33 protein-coding genes and 9 pseudogenes are annotated in these 26,579 nt (G+C 32.8%); 8 read left to right on the top strand and 34 right to left on the bottom strand.

Annotation, left to right across the window (positions count from 1 at the left end; translation table 11 throughout):
* Window positions 1-242: 242 nt before the first annotated feature.
* The 4 genes and pseudogenes from QRE67_RS10835 to QRE67_RS28645 form a co-directional block, all read right to left on the bottom strand.
* Window positions 243-737, bottom strand: coding sequence for an SMI1/KNR4 family protein (locus QRE67_RS10835; protein ID WP_286124846.1), 495 nt, complete (start codon window positions 735-737; stop codon window positions 243-245).
* A gap of 461 nt (window positions 738-1,198) precedes the next feature.
* Window positions 1,199-1,714 (bottom strand): Cdi1I family immunity protein, encoded by a 516-nt coding sequence (locus QRE67_RS10830; protein WP_286124845.1) that lies wholly within the window; start codon window positions 1,712-1,714, stop codon window positions 1,199-1,201.
* Window positions 1,715-1,727: 13 nt separating this feature from the next.
* Window positions 1,728-1,811 (bottom strand): annotated as a pseudogene (locus QRE67_RS28865) (tRNase toxin domain-containing protein); the annotation flags it as partial.
* A 116-nt stretch (window positions 1,812-1,927) separates the two neighbouring features.
* Window positions 1,928-2,029, bottom strand: coding sequence for a hypothetical protein (locus QRE67_RS28645; RefSeq protein ID WP_353507061.1), 102 nt, complete (start codon window positions 2,027-2,029; stop codon window positions 1,928-1,930).
* A 51-nt stretch (window positions 2,030-2,080) separates the two neighbouring features.
* On the opposite strand from QRE67_RS28645, the pseudogene QRE67_RS10825 reads away from it, so the two are divergent.
* Window positions 2,081-2,293: pseudogene (locus tag QRE67_RS10825) on the top strand (tetracycline resistance protein); the annotation flags it as partial.
* Window positions 2,294-2,398: 105 nt separating this feature from the next.
* On the opposite strand, the gene QRE67_RS10820 reads toward QRE67_RS10825, so the two are convergent.
* Window positions 2,399-3,382, bottom strand: coding sequence for a DUF4003 domain-containing protein (locus QRE67_RS10820; RefSeq protein ID WP_286124844.1), 984 nt, complete (start codon window positions 3,380-3,382; stop codon window positions 2,399-2,401).
* Window positions 3,383-3,568: 186 nt separating this feature from the next.
* Between QRE67_RS10820 and QRE67_RS10815 the strand changes: the two are divergent.
* Together QRE67_RS10815 and QRE67_RS10810 are read left to right on the top strand one after the other, a co-directional pair.
* Window positions 3,569-3,700, top strand: a pseudogene (locus QRE67_RS10815) (LytTR family DNA-binding domain-containing protein); the annotation flags it as partial.
* A 243-nt stretch (window positions 3,701-3,943) separates the two neighbouring features.
* On the top strand, window positions 3,944-5,146 hold the full coding sequence (locus QRE67_RS10810) for an L-lactate MFS transporter (protein WP_286124843.1): 1,203 nt from the start codon (window positions 3,944-3,946) through the stop codon (window positions 5,144-5,146).
* A gap of 76 nt (window positions 5,147-5,222) precedes the next feature.
* On the opposite strand, the gene QRE67_RS10805 is transcribed toward QRE67_RS10810, so the two are convergent.
* The 4 genes and pseudogenes from QRE67_RS10805 to imm47 form a co-directional block, all read right to left on the bottom strand.
* Window positions 5,223-5,402, bottom strand: a complete 180-nt coding sequence (locus QRE67_RS10805; RefSeq protein ID WP_286124842.1) for a hypothetical protein — start codon at window positions 5,400-5,402, stop codon at window positions 5,223-5,225.
* Window positions 5,399-5,719 carry an IS66 family insertion sequence element accessory protein TnpA gene (gene tnpA / locus QRE67_RS10800; protein WP_286124841.1) on the bottom strand — a complete coding sequence of 107 codons (321 nt, stop codon included), beginning with the start codon at window positions 5,717-5,719 and terminating at the stop codon, window positions 5,399-5,401. The genes QRE67_RS10805 and tnpA overlap by 4 nt, the downstream gene beginning before the upstream one ends.
* A 361-nt stretch (window positions 5,720-6,080) precedes the next feature.
* The gene (locus QRE67_RS10795) at window positions 6,081-6,332 is read right to left on the bottom strand and encodes a hypothetical protein (protein ID WP_286124840.1); all 252 of its coding nucleotides are present in this window, start codon (window positions 6,330-6,332) and stop codon (window positions 6,081-6,083) included.
* A gap of 419 nt (window positions 6,333-6,751) precedes the next feature.
* Window positions 6,752-6,910: pseudogene (gene imm47, locus QRE67_RS10790) on the bottom strand (Imm47 family immunity protein); the annotation flags it as partial.
* A 121-nt stretch (window positions 6,911-7,031) separates the two neighbouring features.
* On the opposite strand from imm47, the gene QRE67_RS10785 reads away from it, so the two are divergent.
* Window positions 7,032-7,640, top strand: coding sequence for a CPBP family intramembrane glutamic endopeptidase (locus QRE67_RS10785; RefSeq protein WP_286124839.1), 609 nt, complete (start codon window positions 7,032-7,034; stop codon window positions 7,638-7,640).
* A 49-nt stretch (window positions 7,641-7,689) separates the two neighbouring features.
* On the opposite strand, the gene QRE67_RS10780 is transcribed toward QRE67_RS10785, so the two are convergent.
* Complete coding sequence (locus QRE67_RS10780; RefSeq protein ID WP_286124838.1) at window positions 7,690-7,905, bottom strand: DUF6366 family protein; 216 nt, start codon at window positions 7,903-7,905, stop codon at window positions 7,690-7,692.
* 115 nt (window positions 7,906-8,020) lie between these two features.
* On the opposite strand from QRE67_RS10780, the gene QRE67_RS10775 reads away from it, so the two are divergent.
* Both QRE67_RS10775 and QRE67_RS10770 read left to right on the top strand, forming a co-directional pair.
* Entirely contained in the window at window positions 8,021-8,338 is a 318-nt protein-coding gene (locus QRE67_RS10775) for a transposase (protein ID WP_353507079.1), read from the top strand.
* Between the two features lie 100 nt (window positions 8,339-8,438).
* On the top strand, window positions 8,439-9,245 hold the full coding sequence (locus QRE67_RS10770; RefSeq protein ID WP_286124837.1) for an IS3 family transposase: 807 nt from the start codon (window positions 8,439-8,441) through the stop codon (window positions 9,243-9,245).
* Window positions 9,246-9,367: 122 nt separating this feature from the next.
* On the opposite strand, the pseudogene QRE67_RS10765 reads toward QRE67_RS10770, so the two are convergent.
* From QRE67_RS10765 to QRE67_RS10690, 16 genes and pseudogenes are all read right to left on the bottom strand, one after another.
* Window positions 9,368-10,251: pseudogene (locus QRE67_RS10765) on the bottom strand (DnaD domain-containing protein).
* Window positions 10,252-10,583: 332 nt separating this feature from the next.
* On the bottom strand, window positions 10,584-11,006 hold the full coding sequence (locus QRE67_RS10760; RefSeq protein ID WP_286124836.1) for a hypothetical protein: 423 nt from the start codon (window positions 11,004-11,006) through the stop codon (window positions 10,584-10,586).
* Window positions 11,007-11,522: 516 nt separating this feature from the next.
* Window positions 11,523-11,990, bottom strand: coding sequence for a DUF6985 domain-containing protein (locus tag QRE67_RS10755; RefSeq protein WP_286125249.1), 468 nt, complete (start codon window positions 11,988-11,990; stop codon window positions 11,523-11,525).
* Window positions 11,991-12,017: 27 nt separating this feature from the next.
* Window positions 12,018-12,457 (bottom strand): annotated as a pseudogene (locus QRE67_RS10750) (HNH endonuclease); the annotation flags it as partial.
* A gap of 91 nt (window positions 12,458-12,548) precedes the next feature.
* Complete coding sequence (locus QRE67_RS10745; RefSeq protein WP_286124835.1) at window positions 12,549-12,989, bottom strand: hypothetical protein; 441 nt, start codon at window positions 12,987-12,989, stop codon at window positions 12,549-12,551.
* A 217-nt stretch (window positions 12,990-13,206) separates the two neighbouring features.
* Window positions 13,207-13,755, bottom strand: a complete 549-nt coding sequence (locus QRE67_RS10740; protein ID WP_286124834.1) for a suppressor of fused domain protein — start codon at window positions 13,753-13,755, stop codon at window positions 13,207-13,209.
* 131 nt (window positions 13,756-13,886) lie between these two features.
* Window positions 13,887-14,369 carry an ankyrin repeat domain-containing protein gene (locus tag QRE67_RS10735; RefSeq protein ID WP_286124833.1) on the bottom strand — a complete coding sequence of 161 codons (483 nt, stop codon included), beginning with the start codon at window positions 14,367-14,369 and terminating at the stop codon, window positions 13,887-13,889.
* Between the two features lie 31 nt (window positions 14,370-14,400).
* Window positions 14,401-14,505, bottom strand: a complete 105-nt coding sequence (locus QRE67_RS28640) for a GH-E family nuclease (protein WP_353507060.1) — start codon at window positions 14,503-14,505, stop codon at window positions 14,401-14,403.
* A 274-nt stretch (window positions 14,506-14,779) separates the two neighbouring features.
* Entirely contained in the window at window positions 14,780-15,010 is a 231-nt protein-coding gene (locus QRE67_RS10725) for a hypothetical protein (protein WP_286124831.1), read from the bottom strand.
* Between the two features lie 102 nt (window positions 15,011-15,112).
* On the bottom strand, window positions 15,113-15,676 hold the full coding sequence (locus QRE67_RS10720) for an SMI1/KNR4 family protein (protein ID WP_286124830.1): 564 nt from the start codon (window positions 15,674-15,676) through the stop codon (window positions 15,113-15,115).
* A 67-nt stretch (window positions 15,677-15,743) separates the two neighbouring features.
* The gene (locus tag QRE67_RS10715) at window positions 15,744-16,265 is read right to left on the bottom strand and encodes an SMI1/KNR4 family protein (protein ID WP_286124829.1); all 522 of its coding nucleotides are present in this window, start codon (window positions 16,263-16,265) and stop codon (window positions 15,744-15,746) included.
* 425 nt (window positions 16,266-16,690) lie between these two features.
* A pseudogene (locus QRE67_RS10710) lies at window positions 16,691-16,915 on the bottom strand (Imm3 family immunity protein); the annotation flags it as partial.
* Between the two features lie 139 nt (window positions 16,916-17,054).
* Window positions 17,055-17,732: a DUF2711 family protein gene (locus QRE67_RS10705; RefSeq protein ID WP_286124828.1), complete on the bottom strand. Its 678-nt coding sequence runs from the start codon at window positions 17,730-17,732 to the stop codon at window positions 17,055-17,057.
* A gap of 251 nt (window positions 17,733-17,983) precedes the next feature.
* Complete coding sequence (locus QRE67_RS10700) at window positions 17,984-18,451, bottom strand: DUF6985 domain-containing protein (RefSeq protein WP_286124827.1); 468 nt, start codon at window positions 18,449-18,451, stop codon at window positions 17,984-17,986.
* A 15-nt stretch (window positions 18,452-18,466) separates the two neighbouring features.
* Window positions 18,467-19,040: pseudogene (locus QRE67_RS10695) on the bottom strand (HNH endonuclease); the annotation flags it as partial.
* Window positions 19,041-19,336: 296 nt separating this feature from the next.
* Window positions 19,337-19,501, bottom strand: coding sequence for a hypothetical protein (locus QRE67_RS10690; RefSeq protein WP_286124826.1), 165 nt, complete (start codon window positions 19,499-19,501; stop codon window positions 19,337-19,339).
* Between the two features lie 170 nt (window positions 19,502-19,671).
* Here QRE67_RS10690 and QRE67_RS10685 point away from each other — a divergent pair.
* Window positions 19,672-21,002 (top strand): IS3 family transposase gene (locus tag QRE67_RS10685; protein WP_286124825.1). Its coding sequence is split into 2 segments (ribosomal slippage): window positions 19,672-20,044 and window positions 20,044-21,002, totalling 1,332 coding nucleotides; the frame shifts between segments, so codons are not numbered across the junction.
* A 173-nt stretch (window positions 21,003-21,175) separates the two neighbouring features.
* Here the strand turns inward: QRE67_RS10685 and QRE67_RS10680 are convergent.
* The 6 genes from QRE67_RS10680 to QRE67_RS10655 all read right to left on the bottom strand — a co-directional run bounded on the left by QRE67_RS10680 (window position 21,176) and on the right by QRE67_RS10655 (window position 24,174).
* The gene (locus tag QRE67_RS10680) at window positions 21,176-21,541 is read right to left on the bottom strand and encodes a hypothetical protein (RefSeq protein WP_286124824.1); all 366 of its coding nucleotides are present in this window, start codon (window positions 21,539-21,541) and stop codon (window positions 21,176-21,178) included.
* Between the two features lie 141 nt (window positions 21,542-21,682).
* Window positions 21,683-22,207, bottom strand: a complete 525-nt coding sequence (locus QRE67_RS10675) for a hypothetical protein (protein ID WP_286124823.1) — start codon at window positions 22,205-22,207, stop codon at window positions 21,683-21,685.
* A 12-nt stretch (window positions 22,208-22,219) separates the two neighbouring features.
* Complete coding sequence (locus tag QRE67_RS10670; protein WP_286124822.1) at window positions 22,220-22,573, bottom strand: hypothetical protein; 354 nt, start codon at window positions 22,571-22,573, stop codon at window positions 22,220-22,222.
* Between the two features lie 251 nt (window positions 22,574-22,824).
* Window positions 22,825-22,956 (bottom strand): hypothetical protein, encoded by a 132-nt coding sequence (locus tag QRE67_RS10665; protein WP_286125400.1) that lies wholly within the window; start codon window positions 22,954-22,956, stop codon window positions 22,825-22,827.
* Window positions 22,957-23,012: 56 nt separating this feature from the next.
* Window positions 23,013-23,453, bottom strand: a complete 441-nt coding sequence (locus QRE67_RS10660; protein WP_286124821.1) for a YaiI/YqxD family protein — start codon at window positions 23,451-23,453, stop codon at window positions 23,013-23,015.
* A gap of 355 nt (window positions 23,454-23,808) precedes the next feature.
* The gene (locus QRE67_RS10655) at window positions 23,809-24,174 is read right to left on the bottom strand and encodes a winged helix-turn-helix transcriptional regulator (protein WP_286124820.1); all 366 of its coding nucleotides are present in this window, start codon (window positions 24,172-24,174) and stop codon (window positions 23,809-23,811) included.
* A 146-nt stretch (window positions 24,175-24,320) separates the two neighbouring features.
* Between QRE67_RS10655 and QRE67_RS10650 the strand changes: the two genes are divergently transcribed.
* Window positions 24,321-25,196, top strand: coding sequence for an SDR family oxidoreductase (locus QRE67_RS10650; protein ID WP_286124819.1), 876 nt, complete (start codon window positions 24,321-24,323; stop codon window positions 25,194-25,196).
* Between the two features lie 377 nt (window positions 25,197-25,573).
* Here the strand turns inward: QRE67_RS10650 and QRE67_RS10645 are convergent, their stop codons facing one another.
* Together QRE67_RS10645 and QRE67_RS10640 are read right to left on the bottom strand one after the other, a co-directional pair.
* Window positions 25,574-25,867 carry an NUDIX domain-containing protein gene (locus tag QRE67_RS10645; RefSeq protein WP_286124818.1) on the bottom strand — a complete coding sequence of 98 codons (294 nt, stop codon included), beginning with the start codon at window positions 25,865-25,867 and terminating at the stop codon, window positions 25,574-25,576.
* Window positions 25,868-26,115: 248 nt separating this feature from the next.
* Window positions 26,116-26,553, bottom strand: a pseudogene (locus QRE67_RS10640) (transposase); the annotation flags it as partial.
* Window positions 26,554-26,579 lie beyond the last annotated feature (26 nt).

Raw genomic sequence — 26,579 nt, 5'->3', positions numbered from 1 at the left:
TGTATTGTTCGTCTTTTAACTGTTTTTTCTTTATCACAATACTTATCGTTACCTATTAAACTTCAATAATCTTTGCTTGTCCTCATCGATATCCGTTAAGAATAAGTAAGTATTCCTTTTAGGATCTGTTACTTATAAAGGGCAATTATTCTGTAATCATTCCAATAAACTCTTTAAAACTATTTGCAACATAATAAGTTACTGGATCAAATTCCGCAGACTCCTCATGATTCTATACACAGCTATGATAATTCTATCTTTTGTAACATTATTAAATCTAAAAATTCATAGAAATTTTCTGCAATTTTTTCTGTTTCTTCAAATTCTGGTTCATTTCCTATTACAATTGCTCCCCTCTCATCTTTTAAGTCAATTGCATAAAATGAGTATCCATTTCCTACCGACATTATTATAGGAAAATATCCACTCCACCAATTTGATATTTCTGCTTTCCACTCTTCATCGCCTTCAGCTACGTTTAGACTTAACATTTCAAATTCATTCCACTTAAATGCTATATTAGATTTCGAATTATATTCATCTTCACATATGAACCAAGTTTTTTCACTTAGAGAAATACATTTTTTTATTTTTTTCATAAATACTTCGTACTCTTTTGGAATTTCACTATATCTTTCAGTAATCTCATAACATAATTCCAGTTCATCGTTTTCCTTGCCTGCTATTGCCCAATTATGTTTTTTTGCCCACTCAATGAACATATCAATTTTTTGCATGTTTGCCTCCTTTATTTTCTCATTTCGTTATACCACTCTTCGAAACTATTAGATGACAAAAACTTTTTCCCCTTAAAGTATTTTAAGTCGTAACTATACTTTGCATTTAAACTATTTGTTTCAACATTGTAATATAACTTCATTTCAGTTGGCATTTCCCGATTATACCCTTTAAATTTTGTATGTATTTATTCTACATCTTCTATTCCTATCTTCATAACAGCTTTTTGTCGCCAAATAGAAATATCAGCTCATAACTCAGAAAAATAATCTTCAAATACTTTTCTCATTATATACCTAATACCTTTTTTATCTTTACCAATAACCCTTCTACTTCTTCTTTTTTTCAGGATACTTATCGACAAACTCAATTATAAAAAAACTCAGTAATACTTTAATGATCACTGAGTTTTTTTACTTGAATTTCCATTTTTTCTTATAGAACTTACATAATAAGTTTATTATAAGGACCTAATCGAATTTGTAAGTTTACAATCAAAATCACTTATAACACTTATACCTTTTTTATCAATTATTAATAGTGACATGTCGTCATCAGTTGCCGGTTCAAATCCAAGTCTAATTTCTTCAACCTCATATCTTTCAAAAACTTCAGTGAGCTTATTAATTATCTTTCGTAGTTTTTGTTTTAGCTCATCTTCACTAGAACAAATAAACTGTTCTTCTTCAAAATTTAAAACAATATCTCCAAACTCTTCATCAAAAGACATGATTATCATTACATTGATTAGTCTATCTCCAACAGAAACTTCCTTTACGAATATATTACCAGTATTCGGTGTCGAATAGTAATCACTTAAATTTAGAGCATCCGTGTATTCTATATCTTTTTTATTAACTTTATCAAAGAAATGAGAAGATATTACTTTATCAGAAGTTAGCTTAAATTCTTGTTTTATAATTAAATCCAAGTACTCTTTCTTAACATTGGATAGTATTATTTCAACATTTTCCATTGTTTAACACCTCTTATCTAATTTGGTCAATAAACCCTTTAAAAGTTTCATCCATATTTAGACGAACACCTCTTCCATCTGGAAGCATTTTTTCTAAGAATTGTACCCCTCACTTTATTGGATAAACCTTAATTTTTTTAGTAGAACATCTTCATATTGCACCACACCAGCACTTTTAAAATTAGCATATTCAAACTCTTCTACTTTTTCACATCAATCTTCTCCTTTATCTGATAAATGAGGGTATCTAGATGCGCTGTAGGTATGATGCCCTGCAATTGACTTTCCTTTATGCTTTGGTGTTCTCCCATTCAAAATGTCTTCAATTTGTTTCGTAGACCACTTTCGTGTAGTTGGTTCATTATTAATAATTCCTTTTATTTAACAGAAACTCTGCCGATGGCCAAAACAGAGAACTTTAAGCGTGACCTACATTCTTTTACTGAAGGCGAAGGTGTTTTTATCGCTAGACCTTGCGGATATAGTAAAATCGGATCAAATTTCCCATCGCGAAAACGAGTAGATTATAATCCACTTAATCGAAAAGATTATTTATTGCATGTGCTTCGTGCTTATTAACTCAAAAGTCGATTGTCAGCAGACAATCGACTTTTGAGTTAAGCATGATATATGTAACCCTTTTTGGAAAATCCTACATATAGCATTCATGCAGCAAATTGCACGTTATGAACTACTGCTGGCAGAAGCTGCTGCGGAGGAAGCGGTAATTGCTGCTATCATAGCTGCCTGCTGCGCCTGTATGAGAACCTCTATCATTGTTTGTAAGCCTGTGTTGGCAGCGTGACTTTCCGCACCTTTTTGACTTACGAATAGTTGAATAGCAATAAGAATATTTGCATCCGTATGCCAGCGGAATAGCTTGTCCCCCTGCAATTTTTCAATGAATGCCCAAACAGAAGGGACCTCTTTCTCTCCATCCTCAAGCAACGCTAGTAGCCCGATAGCCGGATAATGCATCTGTTTAACTTTTACCTTTTCTTGCTTTAGCAGGTTCCATATATTTGTGCAGCGTGCTACTAAAATATCTTCACTGACATCCTTCTTTAGAGAAAGAATATGACTTAAAAATTGAAGATCATTCCCTTTGTGCATACCAGTTGCCGCCAGCTTGTGATAGAGACGTTCCACTCGATCCATAAGTGTCTCTACTTTCTCTGGTTGTCCTGCTAGCAAAACAGCGAGCGGGTAATCATTTGTGCTTGTAAGAAAGAAGTGATCCTCTTTCATGCGTTTATATACTTGCAGCGACCGCTGAATGCGTGTTTCATGCTGTCCATTGTCTTCTGGTAAAAGCGCTGCTGCTGCCAAATAAGTGAATATACTCCGGCTAAAGCCACCAGCGACCAATCGTTCATATAAGTCTAGAAACTGTTGAAACGCTTCTTTGTAATATGTAAAGTGAATATCTAATGTTGCTGCAACCACAAAGCGATGATAGGACTTCAAATATGAAAACATCCCTACCTGATCATTAATATAACTACTAATTTGTAAAAAACGCCCAAGATCAAACGGCTTATCGCTGCCTGCATACATAGCGGCAATCATCATCCCTGTCCGAGAATCACCGGTTTTCCACCTTAGTTCTCCCTTCAACTGTGCATATATGTGTGTATACTGCTCCAGCTTCTGTTGCAATGTAATCATAGCGGTTCCCCCATTTTTCTTGTACTTCTCTTCTATCATACTATAATTCCATATTTAGGAATATATGCATTTTATTCTTTTTTTGCACCAAAACCGACTGGGAAAGTCATTGGAACTAAGGGAGAAACAAAAGTAAAAATAGTTTATGATGAATTAAAAAATATATGGACTACTTATCCTATAAAAGTAAATGTAAATCATATTTCTGAAATCCAGCCGTGGTTTAACTCTACGTATAATTTAATTATGAAAGAGGATTCAAAAGTACCTGTAAGCCGTACTTATGCAAAAGAATTAAAGAAGCTGTTTCGTATTTAACAAGCAGCTTTTTGTATTTCATCCTTCTTTTTCTGTAATTGATTTCATATATTTGACGTTCTACGTTGTAAGTGCTTACACAACCACTTACATCCTATACAATAAGGCTATTAAATCGAAAGAGGTGGCGAAAATGAGTACAAAAAAAGTATACGATTTTCTAACATGTTGTATTGTGGTTATAAAAAACGTCAATAGACGCTTATTGAATAGAATCGAAATAAAAAGAGAGGGAGGGATGGTATGAAACAATCATCTGTTAATCCATGGCTTGTTGTCCTCGGTACAGTCATAGTACAAATGGGACTTGGAACGATATATACATGGAGCTTATTCAATCAGCCTTTAGTGAGTAAATACGGCTGGAGTCTTAACGCTGTTGCTATAACCTTCTCAATCACTAGCCTTTCTTTAGCATTTTCAACTATGTTTGCGAGTAAATTACAAGAGAAATGGGGACTTCGTAAACTCATTATGATAGCGGGATTAGCCTTAGGAATTGGCTTGATGCTTAGTTCGCAAGTTTCCTCATTACTAATGCTTTATGTACTAGCAGGAGTTGTTGTAGGTTACGCAGATGGTACAGCATATATTACCACACTATCCAATTTAATAAAGTGGTTTCCAGAGCGTAAAGGTTTAATTGCTGGTATATCTGTCTCCGCATATGGCATGGGTAGCCTAATTTTTAAATACATTAACACTAAGTTCATTGATTCAGTTGGTGTATCACAAGCGTTTTTATATTGGGGCTTAATTGTTGCAGTTATGATAGTGATAGGCGCTTGTTTTATCCATAAGGCCGCTGAACAAGATACAGTTCATGAAACAAAAAGTCATGACTATACAACAAGAGAAATGCTACGCACAAAAGAAGTTTATCTGTTATTTATTATGTTATTTACATCATGTATGAGTGGCTTATACTTAATTGGCATGGTAAAAGATATCGGTGTTCAACTTGTAGGGCTTAGCGCAGCAACAGCAGCTAATGCTGTCGCTATGGTTGCGATCTTTAATACGCTTGGCCGAATCATTTTGGGACCGTTGTCAGATAAAATCGGCCGTTTAAAAATTGTTACCTCAACGTTTGTCGTTATAGCTACGTCTGTCTTTGTTCTCAGTTTTGTGGATTTAAATTATGGCATTTATTTCGTCTGTGTAGCAAGCGTTGCTTTTTGTTTTGGTGGAAATATCACTATTTTCCCAGCTATTGTTGGTGATTTCTTTGGTCTAAAAAATCATAGTAAAAACTACGGAATCGTGTATCAAGGCTTTGGTTTTGGAGCACTCGCAGGTTCCTTTATCGGTGCAATTCTAGGTGGATTTAAACCAACTTTTATGGTGATTGGCGTATTGTGTGTTGTGTCATTTATTATCGCTATTTTAATTCAACCACCTAATCAGAAAAAAGAAAAACAAGAAAATTATCGCAGCGTAGCGTGAGCATTTAAAATTTTTATTACATTCTAAAGTAAACGTAAAGTAACTCCAAAATATACAATAAAAGTTGATTTTGGAGTTATTTTTTGTTTACTTCACTTTTTTTCGGCACTCTGCATCTAGACGGTAAATCCGTTGACCACGGCAAGACTTTATCAATTTCTTCTTTTACAATAGCTGCTAGTTCATCAATTGATTTACGTAAATCTGTTGCCCCTTGTGCAAGATATACTTTTTCAATTGCGATTTCTGATATCATTGTTGTTTCACCGCTTGCATCACTTGTAGGAGCACTTGTGGAGTAAAAGGTACATCCAATTCAATGGTTGTTTCTTGAATGTGAATTCGAATGGTGGCATGTATGTTTTCTTCTACGCCAGGGACATTCATAGAAATCCAATTCACACGCTCATTTTTATTTTGATCTTCAGTTTCAGGTGATAATTTTTTCAGCCAGTAATATAGCCGATGAACTGATAGGTTCTGTTTTTGACACCAGGCAACTTTTGATAATCCACTGTTTTTATAGTCTTGAATATAAGTTTCCCATTCTTTCTTTAATAGGTGTCTTTTCATAAAAAAACCTCCACATGTAGTATGTAAGGAGATTATCTCATGGGTTATTTACAAATAGTAGGTGGGGAATATTTGACGCTTACACTAAAACTCCTTTATGATTAATTTAATATCCATATCTTTTGCTATTTCTAAAGGTTCACTTACATCCAAATTACCCTTGGTTCCCTTTGGAATTCTAATATCTAAAATTTTTTTGCATCCACACGACTTTCTTTATTTCTCATAATTTTTCAGTTTTCGACAATAGATAGTTTAGTATGAACAACATTGTGATAACATTAGACTACTTAATTATTTAAAAGCGTTCTCTCTCTTAATCTAGCAAAATAGATACTTATTATTAATCCTACCTGCTAATTTAGGATTCTATTGTAGTTCTTTCCACGAAATTTTCATCTTCTTTAATAATCATTCTAGCTAACCTTCTGCCTGCTCGTTTAAAGAAAAAATCATCTGTATATTTTTCTGAAATAATAGGTTCTATTTGACTGATAACATCTGCCTTCTTATTATATTCAATCTTCCCCATCACTTCTTCACTGGGGCCATATCTATAAACAACTTTTTCCTCATCTTCATAATCTTTTAACATAATAATATATACCGCCATTATCTTCACTCCTTACAATTGCTTTCCCAATTCCATAGTCTTCCAGATTCTATCGTTTTATCGTGAGCTGTGCGATAGTCAGTTTTGAATATTCCTTCAAATTTCGATTCAAAGATTTCGTGATTTAATAGTTGAATATCTGAATCCACATAATTTCCATTCATCAGTCTTTCCCATGCTTGTGCAATCTCATAATCATCATATGGGGATTCTTCTAAATTTGTATAATCTTGATAAATGCGGATAACAAAAATCCGCAATGATCTTTATTTGTCAAAGCGGATTTCCAATCAATTTTCTAGTTTCAAGCTTAAAATATACCCAATTCTAGCTTTAGTATTATTAGTGTCTAATTTTTCACATATAAACCTCTATTTTTACACAACTAAATGTCCGTAAAAATACTTTTCACCAATCTTCTATTCTTTTTTTGTTAAAGAATCAATATGTGACATCAACTCTCTATATTTTTCATCAGTTATTATTGTTCCATATTGTACAGGACATTTAATCCCGCTCCAAATGGATAAAATAGATGGAATTGTAACCACATCAAATGGGGTTTTTTCTCTTAAAGAAAGGCTGTTTTCGTAAAGATTGTTGCTTTTTAAATAATTATTTGTAGATATTATACCTTCTGATAAAATAGTAATATAAGGTATTTTCATTATTCTAAAGTCACAGGAAAGAAGGTAAGATATGAAAAATATAAAAGACAAAACCAAGAAAACAAAAAAGGATTTCAATCCAAAAGACGCTGTTTTAGTATTCTCTTCTTTTACATTCATTTGCGTGGCTATCATTTTTATTCTTATGGTTTATGATGTACTCACAATTCAAAATTTCCTATCATTCGATAAACCAATCAGAATGATAATGAATATATTTATTGCTTCGTTTGCTCTACTTTTGTTTGGTGTAATTTTAACGCTTTACATTCCCTCGAAATACATTGACGATACAAACAAGAGTTATCAAAATTATTCACTGTTAAGTATTTTTGTCTTTATGTTTTTAGGAGCGTTATTTGAAGAACTTTTGTTTAGAGGAATTATTCAAAATTTGCTTTTCATATTTATAGAGAACCAATGGATTGCAATTATAACAACTACTTTATTTTTCTTAGGTTTTCATACCCAATACTTCAAAAAGCCTATAATGCTAATAAATATAAGCGTTCCAAGTTTGACTTTTGGTTGGATATATTTTGAAACAAACAATATTTTAGTACCATTTGTTGTACATTTTCTAATGAACTTAGGAATAACGCTATTATTCAAATACAATTTAATAAGAGTTAAAAAATAACTTAGTTTACTGATATTTCGACCTCAATCGACTCTTAGTTGAGGTCTCCTTACTTTAAGAATATTGATGCGACTATAAAACCTATTATGATTACAAGGATAAGTATTCCAATACCCTTCCAACCTAAACTACCTACTAAATCAGCAAGGTTTCCAGTTTCAGCCCTATTAAATGCATCGTTCATATTTCCAGTTGGGTTTCTTTTTGATTCTTTTTGTCTTAGTCTTTCTCTTCTACTTTCAGGTGTTTCTTTGTCTTCACTCATTATCAACACCCCCATTTTCTATAATTCTAACATATATTCTCTTTAGCCCCCTAATGAACTTGGACACCTACTAAGAGTGGTTTTATACTTGAGGTAGCCAAATAAGAGGGCATTTATTCTGCAAAGAAGAAAGCATTCTATAGAATTTAAAAAACAAGTGGTACAAGAAGCAATAGAGACTGGAAATAAAGCATTAGTAGCTAGAAGGTATGATCTCAGTCCAAATTTAGTGCACAAATGGATAAAAGCTTTTCAAGATCATGATCGGCAAGAGGTAGGGCATCATGAAGTGATTTCACCGGCTGAAGTTAAACAACTAGAAGCGGAAAATGATCAACTGAAAAAGCTGTTAGGTGAAAAAAATTTAGAAATCGCCATCTTACGTGATGTGCTAAAAAAGAAGAACTCTCACTTACTGAAACGCTTGAAGTAGCTCATAAGTGGATTGAGAAAGGATATGCGGTTCATCGCGTCCTTCATATCTTGGGAATTTCCCCTTCCACGTACTATTATCAAAAAAAGAAGAGACAACCGTGAGTGAGGGCAGGCCTGTTCCAGGCTATTCATATGACCAACAAGGAAAGAAAATATCAGACGAACAAATACAAGACTGGCTCATGGAGCTCATTGCGGGCGAAGCTAGTATTTACGGTTATCGCAAACTGTGTCTCTGTTTAAGAAACAAATATGCGCTACAAATCAATAAAAAGAAAGTATATCGATTATGTAAAGTGCTAGATATCTTACAGCCGCAACGAGAAATCAAATTCCGGTATCCGCGTAAATTAACACGTAATCGAACAGTTACTGGCTCCAATCAGTTATGGGAGACAGATATTAAGTATGGCTACATAGAAGGCGAAGATCGTTTCTTTTATGTCCTATCCATCATTGATGTGTACGATCGTTCTATCATTGATTATTACATTGGTTTATACTGTACAGGCCAAGATGCTGATCATCTTGTACAACGTGCTTTATTCAAGCGGCAACAATTTGAGATAGAACACAGACCTGTGATTCGAACTGACAATGGTCCACAATTTATTTCGAATACGTTTGAAAAGATGTGCCAGACCTGTGAGATCGAGCACGAACGAATTCCACCAAAAGCACCGAATATGAATGCTCATGTTGAGTCATTTCATCGTTTATTGGAGTACGAATGTCTGAGGCGCTGCACGTTTCAAACATACGCCGAAGCTTACCAAGAAGTAATTACATATATTGAGTTTTACAACAACCGAAGGATCCATTCTAGTATTTTAGATTTATCACCAAATGAATTTTATCAACGAACGCAAACAGAACCGTTAAAAATCAAAGAAGTTAGAGTATGAAGCGAGATTCTTTCTTATCTCATATAAAAAAAGAAGCAATCTTACGAAATAAAGAGCGATTCTATGAAACAATGAGTTAAGGATAGTATGTGTCCAAAATTAGGGAGTTAATCCGCATTTGTTCAGTCTCGACATGTTGAATACTCATGGCCGCTCCCCTGTTCCTGCAAGAACTTCTGTAACTCTTCCTCAGACGGTACATTCTTCTCCCACTCTTCACACTCCTCCAAAAATTTTTCAGTCTCACAAGCAACAGATGGTTCCTTCTTCCAGAATTCACTGTAGCTTCCTCTACTTCACTGAGCTTCGTATATCCCTTTTTATGCCAATCTCGTAAAATGCCCTTTACATAAGCAAACGTCCGTTTATTATTTTCATACGCAATCTGGAGCGCTTTTAGTACAAGCTCCTCCGACAAACCTGCAATCCATTCACTTAATTCAGCTGCGGCATAAGACGATAAACTACCAAAGTGTTGTTCATAAAACAGAAACACACTGCTTCCCAGCTCCTCTTCTTCTTCTACTTCCTCATCCGCTTCACAACCTTGAAGAACTTCTTGCGGAATCATATCAGACACTTCAACTGGCATGCCGAAATGCTCTAGCAGTAGCGGAATGCTCAGCTCTTCTTCCAAACATTTTTGAAGAAACATATGTACAAATTCTTTGCTTTTTACAGTCTTCAACTCACGTAACACGCATTTTTCGACGTTCGTATTTGTAACGTGGTTATAGCGCAACTAATTTTGTATATATAACTCCTTCGTTTCCGCATCATATAATATCTTTCCATACTCAATAAATCGATGCAGCAATTTCTCAACAGTCTCCCTGTTGTAACCTGTTTCCATCTCTGCCAAACGCTTCGGTAACGGATAAATACCGCATTGCGTCGTTTTCGAACATGTCAACAAGTATATGTAAAAATATCGCTCCTCCGGCGTTAAATCCAAAACAAAATCATCCTGCCAAAAATTCACCTGCACATTCCGGTATACTGCCATGTTTATTCCTCCCATCCTTTAGTGACAAATATGGAATTGGTGGTTCCTTAATGTATATAGGGATGTGGGAAGAATTTTGGCGGTTTTATTTTATATTTTTTAAATTACTACGATATGTGCTTTTTAGAGTAATGTTTGTAGTAGTTTTTTTGTTTTGTTCTTGTAGTGATTTATTAGTTGGTAGGGGCTTGGGAGGGGCTGGTAAGGATATAGGAGCCTCTTTTCAATTTATAAGATAAAATAATCATACAAAAATTATTCACGAACTCTACTTGTAAAAATATTTAACTTACATGTTATTTCCCTATTTTATATAAGATTCTTTGAAATCTTTATTTAAATCTTTCTAGATCATAATATGGATTCGATATATTACCTCCAACCTCATCAATCGTTTCTAATATTTCTTTTAATATTAGATCATCTATATTTTTATCCTGATTTATGTAATATTTGATTTTTTGGAAGCAATTCTTTAATCCAAGATTTACAACAATTGAAAGAATTATATCCACATCATCATATGAATCTGTATTCCATAATTCACAGAGAACCATATCTATGTTGTTTCTTACTTCACTTTCCAGTAGCTCATAGGTCATAACTTGCCTATCCATCAATTGACTAAGAATGAACAAGAAGTTTGTTTTATCTATTTTCTTTTGTTTAAAATCATTCAATACATCTTGAAACATTAACGCTAATGTTTCAACTGGTAATACATCAGGTAAATTTTCGTACTCTTCTAGATTCATTATCATCCCCCCCTTATTGAGATATGAACTTCATTTAAAGATTGATTTTTTGTCCAAGTCCATCTATTTTTAATTGTTTATTATCTATTTTTAATTGTTTATTACCTATTTTTAATTGTTTATTACCTATTTTTATTTGTGCCGTCCAGCGAGTACCCGACGCTGAGCCTGGATACTTACTTGCAGCTACAGGGTCTGGTGCATGCCTTTAGTCCATCTGCAAGTGTAAACTGATACTTCGCTCCAACTATATTTGTACTTGTGGGCACAAGTGAGTCTGTAATGCCCGAGGGAATCATTGATTTTAAGTCAGATAGACTTATTTCTCCTTCCTTCAATAAATTTTCTGCGACTTGTCTAGCTTGGCCCCTTATCAAAGTTTCTATTGTTTTACTTGTAATCTCAGCAACGCTTCTCTCACCACTACCACCCAGTGTTAGATAACACCATTGATGAATTACGCTCTCACAAAACGAACGACCTCAAAATCAAAAATGGTCACGAAAAATAAAACATTCACATTGCAACATCTTGATATCCTACTTTAGCCACTTTTTCATTTATTAGAAGTATACCTAACCCACTTTCTGTGTCCCACGTACAGTCGAAGGATAACCCAATATATCTACCTTCAAGACTTTTCGTATATAGAACAGAAATTCCAACTAAACTTATCCTATCAAGAAGTTGATCGATCGTTTCAATCAAAGGATAATTTTCATTAAACGTATCATCATAACCAAGTTCATGCCGTTTTTGTTTGTAATAATCTAACAATGGTTGTAAAATATCTTGCTGTAGTTGCTCCCAATTTTGAATTAATGAATTATATGCTATATATTGTTTTTCTAAAAATTTACCATCCTTTTCACCGCTTATCGATAAAGAAATTTCAACTTCTTTTCCACAAAACTCAACATTAGTGTCCTTAAACCATACATAGTCATATTCGAGTTCACCAAAAACCGCATCATTTATTATCATTTTGTAATCTCCTTTAATACATTTCGATTTTGTAGCAAATCCTTCAGGCGTATACGCCCCTGCGTTTATCTCTCCCACTCCGCCAAGATGTCCAAATGTACTATTTATCTCTGATGGTACAAGTTGCATCGTTTTCACATCATTTAATTCATGCCATGTTAAATTGTTTGCGAGTCGGAAATCTTCTATATCGCTTGCTGTAATATTCCCAGGTTTCATTCCAAACTGACTAGCTAATTCAGCAGAGTTATTAAGCTACTCAGCTAATTTTTCGTTTGCTTGCTAGCCTTATTTCCGTTTTTGTTAACAGTCCCACCATACATATGGTCGATTTCCACCTGCGTTTTTGATACTGATGAAAAATCAAGTACTGTATTTTTATATTGGATACTTTTAATACCTGCCTCATCTAAATTACGTTTTAATTCAGGGTCTGGCGGTGGTTTAAGCATACATAGAGATTCCTTCTTTGCCTCATCAAAAAGTGCTTTTCCAGCTGTTCCTGCTACTTTTACAACTTCTTCTCTATATACTTTATTCCTTTTTCAACAAGGCTTGCTACTTTTGATTTTTCACTCTATAATCTAACTCGAATAATGCATCCTCTACATCTCCCTCCAACCTAGCATTATCCTTAAATTGTTCAATTATTGTTCTGTATTTTTCTTTTCCGGAATACCCTAACATTGATAAAATGTAACTAATACATTCATCATTAAATTTACTTAAATTCGAAACAATTGGTTCTAAATCTAATTCTTTATCAACATTACGCGAATCTTCTCCATTTAAAATAATATGTAAAATTTCTTCTTTAATATCATTATCATTTTGTTGAACAACATATTTTATTAAAACATTCATTTCTTGAATCGCTTCATCTCTACTGATATCCCCATATTCTAAAATATCTCCTATAACTCCTAAACTATTTAATTTTTCTTGCTTATCTAGTTTAGAATCATTCAATATATTATTTAACTTTTCTTCAAAATTCATATTGCATTACTCCTTTATTTCTTGAGTGGCTGGATTGGAATATGAGTACTATTTGCTAATCCCTCATTTCTTATTTTATAAAATAAACACTTCTTACATCGGCTTGATTAAACTCGATATAAAAAGTGTTTTTTCTTATCTTATTCTATGCAATTCTTTAGATAAGCACAATTTTCTGCATAAACCTTCTTATTATTTATTACATCATTTTATATTTTCATACTAAACTTTTTCTCTTTACATTATATAAATCAAAACCCTCCATACGCCAAAACTGCTCCAATCCTATCGTTTGATACAATTTAATCTCTTCTTTATAGATTGGATACATACCAACTAAATGTATTGATCCATCAGGTGTTTTGATTTCCGAGTATTCTTTATTTAGAATTGAAGGAGCAAAAACAAAGAACCCAACCATTTCAGATTCATCTGAAATGGGAGTATCTAAAGTAAACAGTGAACCATAAGAGAAACTTTTTTCTCCTTTAAATTGTGACGCAAAATACGCTGTAGCTAATCCCCAACTTTCATCTTGAGTCTCCAGTGTTAGAATAATTTCTGGTTTTCCGTTTTTCCAATTTGGATGGTTCGCTTCTGATAGTCCATAAGTAATGGATGTCATCATGCCTTCTTCAGGTAAATCACGATAAAAAAACACATGAATTGGTGTATCTCCATTTTTAGGATTAATCTTTTTTATTGCATCTGCTTCTCCAAACAACTCTTCTAATCCCTCTATAAAAGCTTCGGCATTACTCTTCATAATTATCCTCCAATAAAATTATGCTCTTTTAATTAATTTTTTAAAAATCAATTAGATCAATTTTGAAAAGAAACTAGAATGTTATTGTTTCTCTAAAATGACACTATCGATTCTATTTTACAATTTAAATTCTAATTTTCTAGTATATTAATTAGTCGCTCATTATTTACTTGCTTTGCAAAATCTAAAGGAGATTTTCCTACTTTATTTTTAGTCGTTACATCTGGATTTTTTCTCATAAAAAGCTCAACCATATCATAATATTTTCCTTTACAATTTAAAACCGCGCTCCATAATGCATTATTTCCAAACTTATCTCTAATATTTACATCACCACCACTCTCTATTATCATCGTAGCTACCTCCAAATTTTGATGCGCACATATTAAGTGTAATGGGGTTTGACCATCCTTATTTGTCATATTCACATCTATATTATTTTGCAAAAGAAATACGGCAATATCAAAATTTCTACCAGCAATCGCATGATGTAATAAACTAGACCCCATCTTACTTTTTTGATTTATCTCATTCACTCTAAATTTCAAAATAAATTTCTCGAAATCACCATATTGAGCAAGAGTGAAGATACTAGCATGCTCTGTTGTTCCCATAATCAACCTCCTTTTATAATAAAATTAACTATTATTCATATTTATAACTCTTATTTGCTGACGGGGACTCTAGCCGATAGTTTTTTTGATCCCGATATTCTCTAATAAATATTTCATAATCAATTTCTTCATCCATATACCTTCGATGATATTCACTATATTTACTTCAGGAATGTGACCCATATCCCATTGACCAGCCCTAGATCTACTTTTATCCCAAAATAATTCTTCACCTGTATTGAGATTAAACACTCTACCATCAGCTTGCTTTGCATCTTCCCAAACCTTATCCACTTGACCTTTCCATATGACGGTCTTCTTTTAAAATTTGAATATGGTTTCTTTTTAACTCTCTCCACAGTCTCTTTCATATGCTGATACGCATCTTTCAGAGAGTGTGAGCCTCCACCTCAGACTTTACCTACACCTGCTACCGAAAAGGAAGATCCTCCTCCAGGAATCCACTTATATTCTACCAATGTTTTAATCGCATGTTGGATCTTTTTATCTGATTGAACAAGGGCTTTTTTAACTGTTGTTTTTCCTTTGTTCCATAAATCCCCTATTTTATTGGCTTTTGACGTATGGAAAATCAAACCTGAAGATAGAGAAAATAAAAATCCGCAATGACATTTAGTCAAAGCGGATTGCTCTCACTCTTATATTCAATAAACAAGCTATAAAAACAAAATTTCCGAATATTGAATAACGTCCCTTGAAGAAATAGGTTTTTTTCTGAAATTTCACTTCCTATATTTTTCAGCAGCTTTTCTCAAGGCACTATCTAATTCACTACTTAAATTCAATTTAATATTGTTGAGATTTGCTCTTTCCACTTGTTCATGCTGAAAACTCACAATAAATTCCTGGAAATTTTCAGCAGCCAAGAAGATATTTTCGCCTTCCAACTCATGAAACCAAAAATAAATCTTGTTACTTTCCTTTTCCATACAAACCAAATCTCCACCCGGCAAATCAGCTATTGGAAATATGATTGCAGGTAACGTTTCTTGATAAAACTCTAGCTTTTTTTCAAAACTGTTGGCATGATCCCCTAGTCCAAAAATAGAATCTAATTCAAAGGTGGACTGCCTAATATTTTTTGGTAAAGAAATCGTAGGCTTAAAACGATAATCATCTTTTATATAATCATTACCGTAGAATCTCAAATAGAAAATGTAATCTTCAGGTAAAGACAAGCTGTATTTCTCCTCAATCTTTGTAATGCTTTCTTTCTCCCAAATCTGACGTTCCTTTTTCATATCAAAGTCTATAATCTCATCTAGTTTTATTTTTAGCTTTTCCAAATTAGAATCCTCCCCTTAAATCTGACGCCGAATCAAAAGAATTTTCTATATTTATTTTACACTTGAATTATAGGTTTATGAATTGGCAGCCATCTTTAAATAAATCGTTTGGAAATACAGGACATATTATTTCTTTAGAGATAACTTTGTATAAAAATTCTGTCATACTATTATTATATTCATAATAATCATTTGAACGTGAATCATATACAATAATTCTCCATTGATCACACTCTTCATTTGTTAACCAATATATTTCATCACCATTATCCGTAATAGCACATGGTAATAATCCATTATTAACGGGATAGACATTATGAATAAAGTCATCTGGGAATTGTTTTTTAGAATAAGCATATGCCTCTCTAATTACATGACCTTTTTTTATAAGGTTTAAATTCTCATTCTCACTAAAAGGATTTAATATCCAAATAAAATCATTGATGCTTCCTGTGCCATACTTATTAATAAACTTTTTGTAATCTAAAGGCAATATCATACCTAGATTTTTTTCCACAGTGTCCCATTCCTCTTGCTTATTACTTTTAAAGTCTTTTTTATTTACTGTCAAAATATCAAACAGGTTCATACGTCTAATCTCCTTATTTTCTATTTAATACTGTTACAAATAAATTAAATCCTCCACTCCCTGTAGCTTCTATGATAACTCCACATAGTACTAGATTATTTCCTTTATACATAGGTGTAACCAAATACTGAACAGTTTGTCCAATCTCAACAGCGGTTCTGCCTTGAGTTTCAAAATCTCTCATTATTGGGGAGTTAACGAGACTTTGATATAAGGTAACGTTAAATCTACAAGCTTGTTCGATCTCGTTCGTTAGTTGTCTATGCCATGCATAAAGCTCCAACCTAGTAAAATATCATCTCTTCTAATTATCGTTCTTGTCATACTATCCTAGCATTAAAACAAAACTACATGATGGTAGAACCTTCATGTAGTTTTCGAATTTTTATATAACCAGCTATGTAATCAATCTCTTATAAATATCATTATTCAGCTGATGGATTATAATCAATCTCCACACTTTTTAATCCATCTATGACTTTTTTTATTCGTTTGGTTAAGTCTTTTATTTCTTCTTCAGTTAATTCATCTTCTACTTCTCGTAGGTTAAACATGCTTAATCTTTTAGTTATACCTTCAATACGTCCAATAAATACTTTATCATGGGTAATTGCAATTTCTCCAATAGCAGTATCAGCAATAACATCTTTTCAAACAATATTTCATAGTTTTCCTAGACGCCTTAAATCTCCTTCTATTAATTATATCTATTTTTCATTTGGCTCTGTTAAATTATAGTGTTGATTTTTCATAATGTTTAAAGGAACTTCTAATTTGGAAGTTCCTTATTTAAAAATACCAGTTAATAAACGTTCTTTGGTCACATATTACAGCTTCCCAATTCATCGACTGAACAATATACTCAATGTCTTCCTCTTTCGCAAATAACAAGGTTGTAAAGGAGTCATACAAACTCATAAAAGCATAATCCATATATTCATCAGTCACAATTAACTCCTTGTCTGATAGGTTACATATGTCTATAGGAGTAATATCATTTATATTTAATAATCCACTGTTATCGAAGATTGGTTCTGAGAAATATAATTTATTAGCTCCTTTTGAGCCAATAACTTTCAGCAAACTATTCAACAAAAATATGGATGTACTATCTTCTGTTGGATAGTAAAGGTCTGGTTTAAGATTTGAATTTAACTTATTCGCTAAATCCTCTCTTCCATATTCTTTCTTGAAAGCAAAGATGGAGGTTAACAAGGCTAACGCTAGTTCTTTGTATGAATTTAAACCACTATAAGACATAATTTCCCGCCAAGAAACTGATTTACCAATATTAAAAATCTCTTCATCACTTGGATATATATGTTGGTAGGGGTTATATCTCATTGTTTTCTCCCACCCTGATGGCATTTGGATAAAAGGGTGGAGTAATATTGCTGCGGATTTAAAATTGCTTGGAATTTGCTTTAAAATGGGTGACTTGTCATCAAACCAAATATAATCTAACAAAGTATTACTTACCTCCTTTCAGAAGCTAAATGCTGAATTTAGACGAACCAATAGAATTACAGCAAACTACATTTTCAAATCACTTAAATAGTATGTACGATAGAAATAATTTTCAAGATTAATTTATTCCATTTGTACATAAAAAACAACAGAGATGTTTAGTATTTATCCCTGCTGTTTTTTGCTATTAACTTCCAAAGCAAACCAATCATTTATACTCTGTTATGTGTATTCCTAGCAAATAGTGATATTTAAATCGCAACATCTTGATAGCCTACTTCATCTACTTTTTCATTTATGAGACGCACCCCTAAACCATTTTCTTCATCCCACGAACAATCAAATGATACTCCTATATCACGTCCTTCGCGAAGGAAATCATACGGAACAGAAATACCTACTAATGTTATATGTTCTATTAATCGATCAACTGTTTCAATTAGTGGGTAGTCTTCATTAAATGCAACATCATAACCGAGTTCATGCCTTTTTTGTTTATAATAATCTAAAATTGGTTGCAATATGCTATGTTGGATTTGTTCCCAATTTTCCATTAATGAGTTGTATGCCACGTATTGCCCGTCATCAAATTTTTCATCTTCTGTACCTCCTACTAATAATGCTATCTCTGTGTCCTTTCCTAAAAACTTTATCGTTCTGTCTCCTACCCATGTATACTGATAATCAAGTTCTCCAAAAACTTCATCATTTATTGTCATTTTAACATCTCCTTATTATATACTTGAAAATCCCCCTTGAATAAACGCCCCCGCATTAATTTCGCCTACTCCGCCAAGATGCCTAGATTTACTGTTTATTTCTGTCGGTACAAGCTGCACTGTCTTTACATCATTCAATTCATACCAAGTTAAATTGTTTTTACGTCGATATTTTTCTATTTGTTTCTATGTAATTCCACCAGATTCCATTCCAAACCGACGTGCTAATTCAGGAGAATTATTAAGTTGCTCAGCCAATTTTTCATCAGCTTATGTGAAATTAAGACGTCTTGCTATCTTGCTGTGTTGATTCAAATTCACCAGTTCCACCTACCATATGATCAATTTCCACCTGTGCTTTTGATACTGGTGAAAAATCGGGAACTCCATTTTTATACTGTATACCATCAATACCCGCTTCATTTAATATTTGTTTTAATTTTGGCTCAGGTGGTGTCTTAAGGGAAGGTAGCGATTCCCTCCTTGTTCCTTCAAAACTGACGTTTTCATTTATTTTCGCAGGTGTTTGATTAATTCTTGCTTCATATGAACTGACAAATTCAGTTTGCTTGAAGACAGGCGGAACATCCCTTCCATTACTACCCGAAGCACCTTTACCCGTATCCTTACCAAAAACCTTCTAACTTCTCTCTTTTTCAATTTATATTCCTTCTTTTATCAAATCTATTATTACAATTTGAATTAATATTTTATTCAGCAATCAAATTGAATTTTTTCTTATTCTGTAGAATCTAGTAAAATAACAAAAAAACCACAGTATTCTTTTTTAAAAGTAATTACTATGGTAAGGTCTTTCTTTAGAATAAACTTTTCTTATTCTAATTTTTAACTTTTTTCTTTATGGGTAAAAATCATCTTTCAATTTTATTCATCATCCAATTCTAGTTCATCCATTTCAGCTATTTGTTCCAAAATTTTTTTATGTGATTCAATCTGATTTTTTACTATTTCTAAAGATACTTCTCTATTATCTTCAAAAATAGTCAAGGTAGCTCCAAGTAATTTAAGTTGGATTCCTAATGAATACAAAGCTTCTAATTCCTCTGGGTAATTAATATAATTGCATTTTAATACAGGCAAGCCATTTTCAATTTGATTTTTTATGTCTCTAAAATGTACCCTATAGAGTAGACACTAAAAAAGTCTCCCTATAGGGTTTTTGTATATAATTAAGAAAAACATAAAGACTGGGGAAATTTATGAGTAAAAAGGTTTTTACAGAGAAAGAAATTAAGCTGTTATCATCTAATCAATATGTTAAATCTGTCAGTTCAAAAAGTATCACATATACGGATAAATTTAAGCGTATATGTATTGAGGAAAAAGAGAAAGGCAAGTTTCCAAGACAAATCTTTGAAGAATGTGGGTTTGATGTAGAAATCTTAGGAATGGATAGAATTAAGGCAGCGAGTAAAAGATGGAAAAAGGCTTACAATGAAAATGGGATTAGCGGCCTACGTGACACTAGATTTGGAAATTCAAAGCGTTCTAGAGAAAGAGAACTGACTCTAGAGGAGAAAAACGCTCGCTTAGAAGCTCAAATTAACTTACTAAAGGCAGAAAATGAACTGTTAAAAAAGATTCGTTTGATAGAAAGGGGGCTAAAAAAGTAGTCCTTCTTTCTAGCCAAAAATATATCCTGATTCGTTCAGTGATAGAAACATATCAACTCAAACATATGGTGAAATACCTATGTGGAATAGCCGGTGTCTCAAGAAGCGGTTATTATAACTATTTCTCTGTGAAATCACAGGAACGAAGACATCAAAAAGATGAAAAGGATGAGGTAGTAAAAGGGCTCATCCTAAAAGCCTTCCATTTCAAAGGTCGTAAGAAAGGGGCTCGCCAAATCAAAATGACTTTGGCGGGTCAATTTCAGGTTGTCTACAATTTGAAACGTATACGACGAATCATGAAGAAATACGACATTATATGCCCAATTAGAAAGGCAAATCCTTATAGACGAATTAGGAAAGCTACAAAAGAACATCGAGTTGTGCCAAACCTATTGAATCGCCAATTTAAGCAAGGAATCCCTGGTAAAGTCCTCCTAACAGATATCACATATTTATTTTATGGAAAAGGTCAGAAAGCCTACTTATCAGTCATTAAAGATGGTTCAACTGGTGAAATTTTAGCCCATCATATATCAGAACGTATGACTGTAAAATTAGCTACAGATACTCTTCTAAAGTTAAAAAGGAACAAAAACTTTCAGAAAGCCAAAGATGCCTTGATTCACTCAGATCAGGGAATTCAGTATACGCACCCTAATTTTCAAAAAGCAGTTAAGAAACTAGGATTACAACAATCCATGTCAAGAAGAGGAAACTGTTGGGATAACGCTCCCCAAGAATCTTTCTTTGGCCATCTTAAAGATGAAGCTTCTATTCAAGCATGTACAACTCTAGATGAATTAAAAAAAGAAATTAAACAATATATGATCTACTACAATTATTACAGATATCAATGGAATTTAAAAAAGATGACTCCTGTGCAATACAGAGATCATCTTCTTCAAGCTGCCTAGGCTTTTTTTAAATGTCCTTTACAAAGGGTACATTTTACTCCTATAGGTGACTTTATTACTTTTCTTATTGAAGATATATATTTATTCCTATTTGAATCATCTATAACAGTCATATAAATTACAGGATATTTATTCATTTTCCCTCCGCCCTTTTATCAAAAATCAATAATTTTTTAAATTCGCTTTCCTGGAAGACTATTTTTCCATCTCCTCCCATGCCAACCTTTAAAATGTTCATTAAACATTGCTGGATAAATTACTTCTCCACGGTTTGCCAGATGCGGATATTGCGAAGTACTATAAGTATGATGACCTTGTATTGGTTTGCCATTAAATTTTGGTGTCTTATGATTTAAAATATCATTAATCTGTTCTTGACTCCAATCTCTTGTATATGCTTCATTATTAAGTATTCTTTTCCGTTCCATACTCCAAAAATCTTCAACGCCCTTCGCTCTTCCTGAAGCAAACTTTTTATTCCATATATAAGATTCATATTCCTTTTTAGTTATTGTTCTATTTTCAATTTTTAATTTCAATTCCTTCATTATTACTATGATATATATATTTGATTTTTACTTTTGTTACATCTTACTGCATTATTAATATTATACGGTTTTCTTATTATCAATATATATATTAAAATTACTATGTTACGCTAAAATTATTTTTTATAAATTTTATTCATAATCTTTTTGTTTGTTCTTCATTATCTCTCTATACTTAGGAAATACATCGTGGCATTTTATTGGATATGGTATTCCAGAATAATATATTTCAAATTCTATTTTTGACTTTATAAAATCATCTTTAAATTCAGTATAATTATATACATCTATCTTTTTTCCTGTAATTAAGTCTAATATCCCTTTAATCCCAAAACAAGAATCTATATTAGCCAATAACTCCATTAACTTATCAATTATCTTTTCAGAATTTGGCTTTGCTATTCTCATATATACTCTTAATTGATTTTTAACATTACTTATATTGTCTTCACCATATAATCCCTTATGGATTTCATATGGATTCTCCATTAATATCTCAATTATTCCTTCTTGATAATAAAAGTCTATATCTATTCTTCCATAAATATTATCTTCACTTATCAATATGCCACCTAACTCTAATAATTTTTCTTTTATAACTTGCTTATTTTCTTTTTTTTCTATATTTACAGCTACTCTATATGCCTCTACTCCCATACTTTAATCCTCCTAGAACTGTTTCTCATTTATATATTCTTTCCATTCTACATATTTCCAATTAGGCATACCAGCTGACCCACTATGAGGTAATTCTTTTATTTCTACAGGTATTCCTGTTTCTACACTGGCTACATATCTATGATGTCCTTCTTGCAAATATTGGCCTTTTCCCTCTATTTTATAAACTTCAACTGGTTCTATTTTTTCATCATTAAGTAGCTTTTCTTTATAAAAGTCTACTCTCTCTCTATTAACTATTTCTTGAGTAGGTTTTATTATGCTATGTTCAGTACCTACAATTTTTTCTCCAGCATTAGCCGCCCCCTTAGCAGCCTTAGTAGCTTCGACCGCATCAGCGGTCATTTTAACTCCTTTTCCTATTTTAGCTAGTTTTCCTACTACATTTCCTTCTATTAATTATATCTCGTTTTTCATTTCAATAAAAAACTGGAAGATTATTCACATCTTCCAGTTCAGATCGTATAGACAAAAGCTTCAACAAATAACGTTATAAAGTGGATATGTTTCTTTACCAGTAATCGAGAAACTCACAAAATAGCATAATAACGATATTTATTCTATTTATAAAACTATACACTAAGTTATTAATTTAATTAATCTTCAGAATCCTCATTATTCATAATATATTCGATATCTTTATCCGTAAATTCATTTCCTTCAAATATTGGATGTCCATTTGGATCAAGCATCCCCATCACTTTTTTATCTTTATCAGACACAATCAATGTATAGTCCTCCATCTGGAGAATATGCATTTCTTTTATCTATGGACGGTTCTTTTTTAAAGTGAAATCGCTCTTTTAAAAAGCTCCCTAAATTTCTCCCTATCTTCTGATGTAAATGGTTTCGGCCCCTTTGTACGCTTTCCGCTTTTTCGAGCCATTGCACTCAAATAACGTGTTTGTAATAATTGGTCAATGTTTTCATTTGTATAGCTATACCCATTATGATGAAGAACCGTACACCCTTTTGCTAAACCTAGCGAAGCAAGACCATAATCTTGCGTAACGATTATATCTCCTTTTTCTGCTAACTTCATAATCCGATAATCCGCAGCATCTGCTCCAGAATCAACATAAATTTTTTCCACTCCTGATGGTTGTTCCACATTAGAAAAATGAGAAAAGCTAGTAACAAGGATAACAGGAATTTCAGCATTCGTACCTTCAGAGATAATAATATCTTTTACCGGACAAGCATCTGCATCAACATAAATTTTCATCTTTATCACTCCCATAAATAAGTTCGAGTTGATGATAATGGCAGATTTAGCTTTTGTCAAACGAAGATGCTTTACCCAAAATCATTAAAAAAACAGATATTCTATTAAAGGGCGCTTTAATTGAGCAAGAATCACAAAAATTATCAAACTTTTTTATAAAAGGATGATTTAATTGAATATAAAAAAAGCGTGTTTTGATCAATTTTTTTCAAAACATGCTTTTTTTATTTGTTCTTTTATCAAGGTTTATTAAGTTAATTTAATCAAACTTTATTCCAAGGCTACAAAAGAGGTAATTTACATAAGACAGGGCTATAATCTATACCATAGCCCTTTTTCATTAACTTGGTGTGGACTAATTTAATTCCTTTTGTTTTTTCTCCATATATTTTTTACCCCACTCTCCCATAATGTCCAATACTGGTATAAAGCCTTTCCCTTGTATTGTTAGCGAGTATTCTACTTTAGGAGGAACTTGTTTATACACTTCTCTGTGAACCATTCCGTCCTCTTCCAACTCTCTCAGTTGTCTTGTCAATATTCCTTTTGAAATGCCCGGTAACAACCTTTGAAGTTCGTTAAATCTTCTTGTTCGCCGACTTAGATACCATAAAATAATAATTTTCCATCTTCCAGCGATTACATTTTGAATAAGTGTCAAAGAGCATACTTCTTCTTGTTCTTCAGGAGGCGGTTCTCCTTGAAAATTAAATCGAGCCATTGATTGTATTTTCCCTCTCTCTCATAATGGTACTTTTTTTGTGACTATGTCACAAAAAAATGCCTACTTTTATAATTGTGACTATGGATATAGTATATACCTAAGCTTCATAATACAATATGAAAATTTAATTGGAGGGAAAGAAAATGAAAATATTAGTTACAGGTGCAACAGGAAAATTAGGGTCAAAGGTTGTAGAAGCATTATTAAAAAATGTACCAGCGAGTGAGTTGGCTGTTAGTGTTCGAAATCCAGAGAAAGCAGAAGGGTTGCGAGCTCTCGGAGTGGAAGTTCGACACGGAGATTTTGATCAACCAAAAACATTAGATTCTGCTTTTTCAGGAATTGATCGACTTTTAATTATATCTACGTTTGGGGATCATGAAACAATGATGAGACATCATACTAATGCCGTAGCTGCTGCTCAACGTGCTCAAGTGAAATTTATTGCTTATACTAGTGTAACAAATGCAAGTGAAAGTAAATTTTTCCTCGCTTCATCTCATAGAGCCAGAGAAGAAGCTATTTTGAAAACAGGTATTCCCTACTCATTTTTACGCAACAATTGGTATTTTGAAAATGAAATTGGAGGCATACAAGGCGCGATGGCAGGAGCACCTTGGGTTACATCAGCAGGAAAAGGAAAAGTAGGCTGGGTACTTCGACAAGATTTAGCGGAGGCAGCAACAAAGGTATTGACTGGGAAAGGACACGAGAATACAATTTACGAGCTTTCCGGTAAGCTAATGACTCAAGAGGAATTAGTATCTGCTCTTGGAGATGTATTAGGGAAAGAAGTCCATGTACAACAAGTCGATGATGCTACTTATGCCGACATTATGAAAGGTGCAGGGGTACCAGAAGCCTATCTTCCTATGCTCGTAAATACGCAAAAAGGTATTCGAGATGGTGGATTAGAGATAAAAAGTAACGATTTAGAAAAATTACTCGGTCGCCCTGCTACACCAATAAACGAAGCTTTAAGCCAAATTGTTAATCAAATCTCTCAAACAGGAAATTAAGTTTAATCAAAAAAATGACCTTATCATATGTAATGGAGGTCATTTTTATATAAAAGGACTAGGAGGCTTTACTTCTGAAGAATGTGAAATAATGTATGTCAACTAATGAGTGGTGTTAGTTGAAGATAATAAGCTTATTTGCATCTTGTGTTTCTATTTTTGTTATTCCATTAAAGGGCGCTATTGTTGAATAAAACTTAGATTTTTAAATGTAGTGTAGTGCTTTGAGAAAAAAGACAAATCTTTTACGAAAAATAATTCCTACTTTCTACATAAAAAGTAGGAATTTATTCATTTTCAATAGACTTAGGGGAATGAATAATGTTCGTTGCTTATTCAAGAAAAGCACCCATTAGTTGAAAAGGCTTGGTATTAATTCACACAAAATCTAATATCCTAATATCTATCGAATCAATGTAGCCTATATCTTCTCTTAGGTCCCAGAGTTTTATTTTGGATGTTTCTTCATTTTTCCTAAACGGTTGAAGAGTTTCAATTGTAGTAAAGTAAACAGGATTATATTTAAATTCCCCAGTTACAATATTTTTGACTTTTAATAACCCACGAAATTTCAAATCAGATACTATTTGCCCAGTTTCTTCATAAAGCTCTCTTATTGCACATTCTTTTGGTGTTTCATCGCCTTCCCTACGACCAGCTGTAATTCCCATTGTTTTCGCCAAATGTTATAACACAGAAGGCATTTATCTTCACATTTTATTACTGAAAAAGAGCCAGCTATTCGATGATATTTAAAAATGTCTTCTTCCTCGGTAATTATAAATTCAAGAAACTCTAAACCATTATTTTTAGTAATATTCAAGTGATTTCCTTCCCAAATCATCATATTAGATACAAATTCTAATCTCATCATTGGAAATCATTTTTTTCCTTTTATTTCTTCAACTCTCCTACACCTTTAGTTAAATAACACAGGCTTTTCTCTTTCTTCTAACTTATATATTTCATCCCAATCAACCCCACAAGCAGCCGCATGTATTTTAGGATTGTATTTCTGGCCACTTTTTAAAATGGTATAGATTAGATTTGCAACTTTACCATAAAGATGACCAATTGCCTTTTTCTTTATCATACCTTCATCAACTTTACGATCATAATATGCTTTGAAAACAGTTGGTTTCCGTTTTCCATTTGCTAACATCATTATAGACATCTGATAAAGTACTCGACGTGCATCACGGACGCCACTATAGGTTTGTTTTGTTGTATGTACTGATGTTCCAGACTGAGAATTCTCAACTGATACGCCAAGATACTTTTTGAATTCTTTATATGTATTAAATCGATCTACATCACCTATTACACCGATTAACGTACAAGCTATATTTTCACTTACTCTTATAAAAAGATGCTTGTTTTATC

Source organism: Bacillus sp. DX3.1 (assembly GCF_030292155.1).
GTDB lineage: Bacteria > Bacillota > Bacilli > Bacillales > Bacillaceae_G > Bacillus_A.
This window is presented reverse-complemented; position numbering and strand designations above follow the sequence as displayed.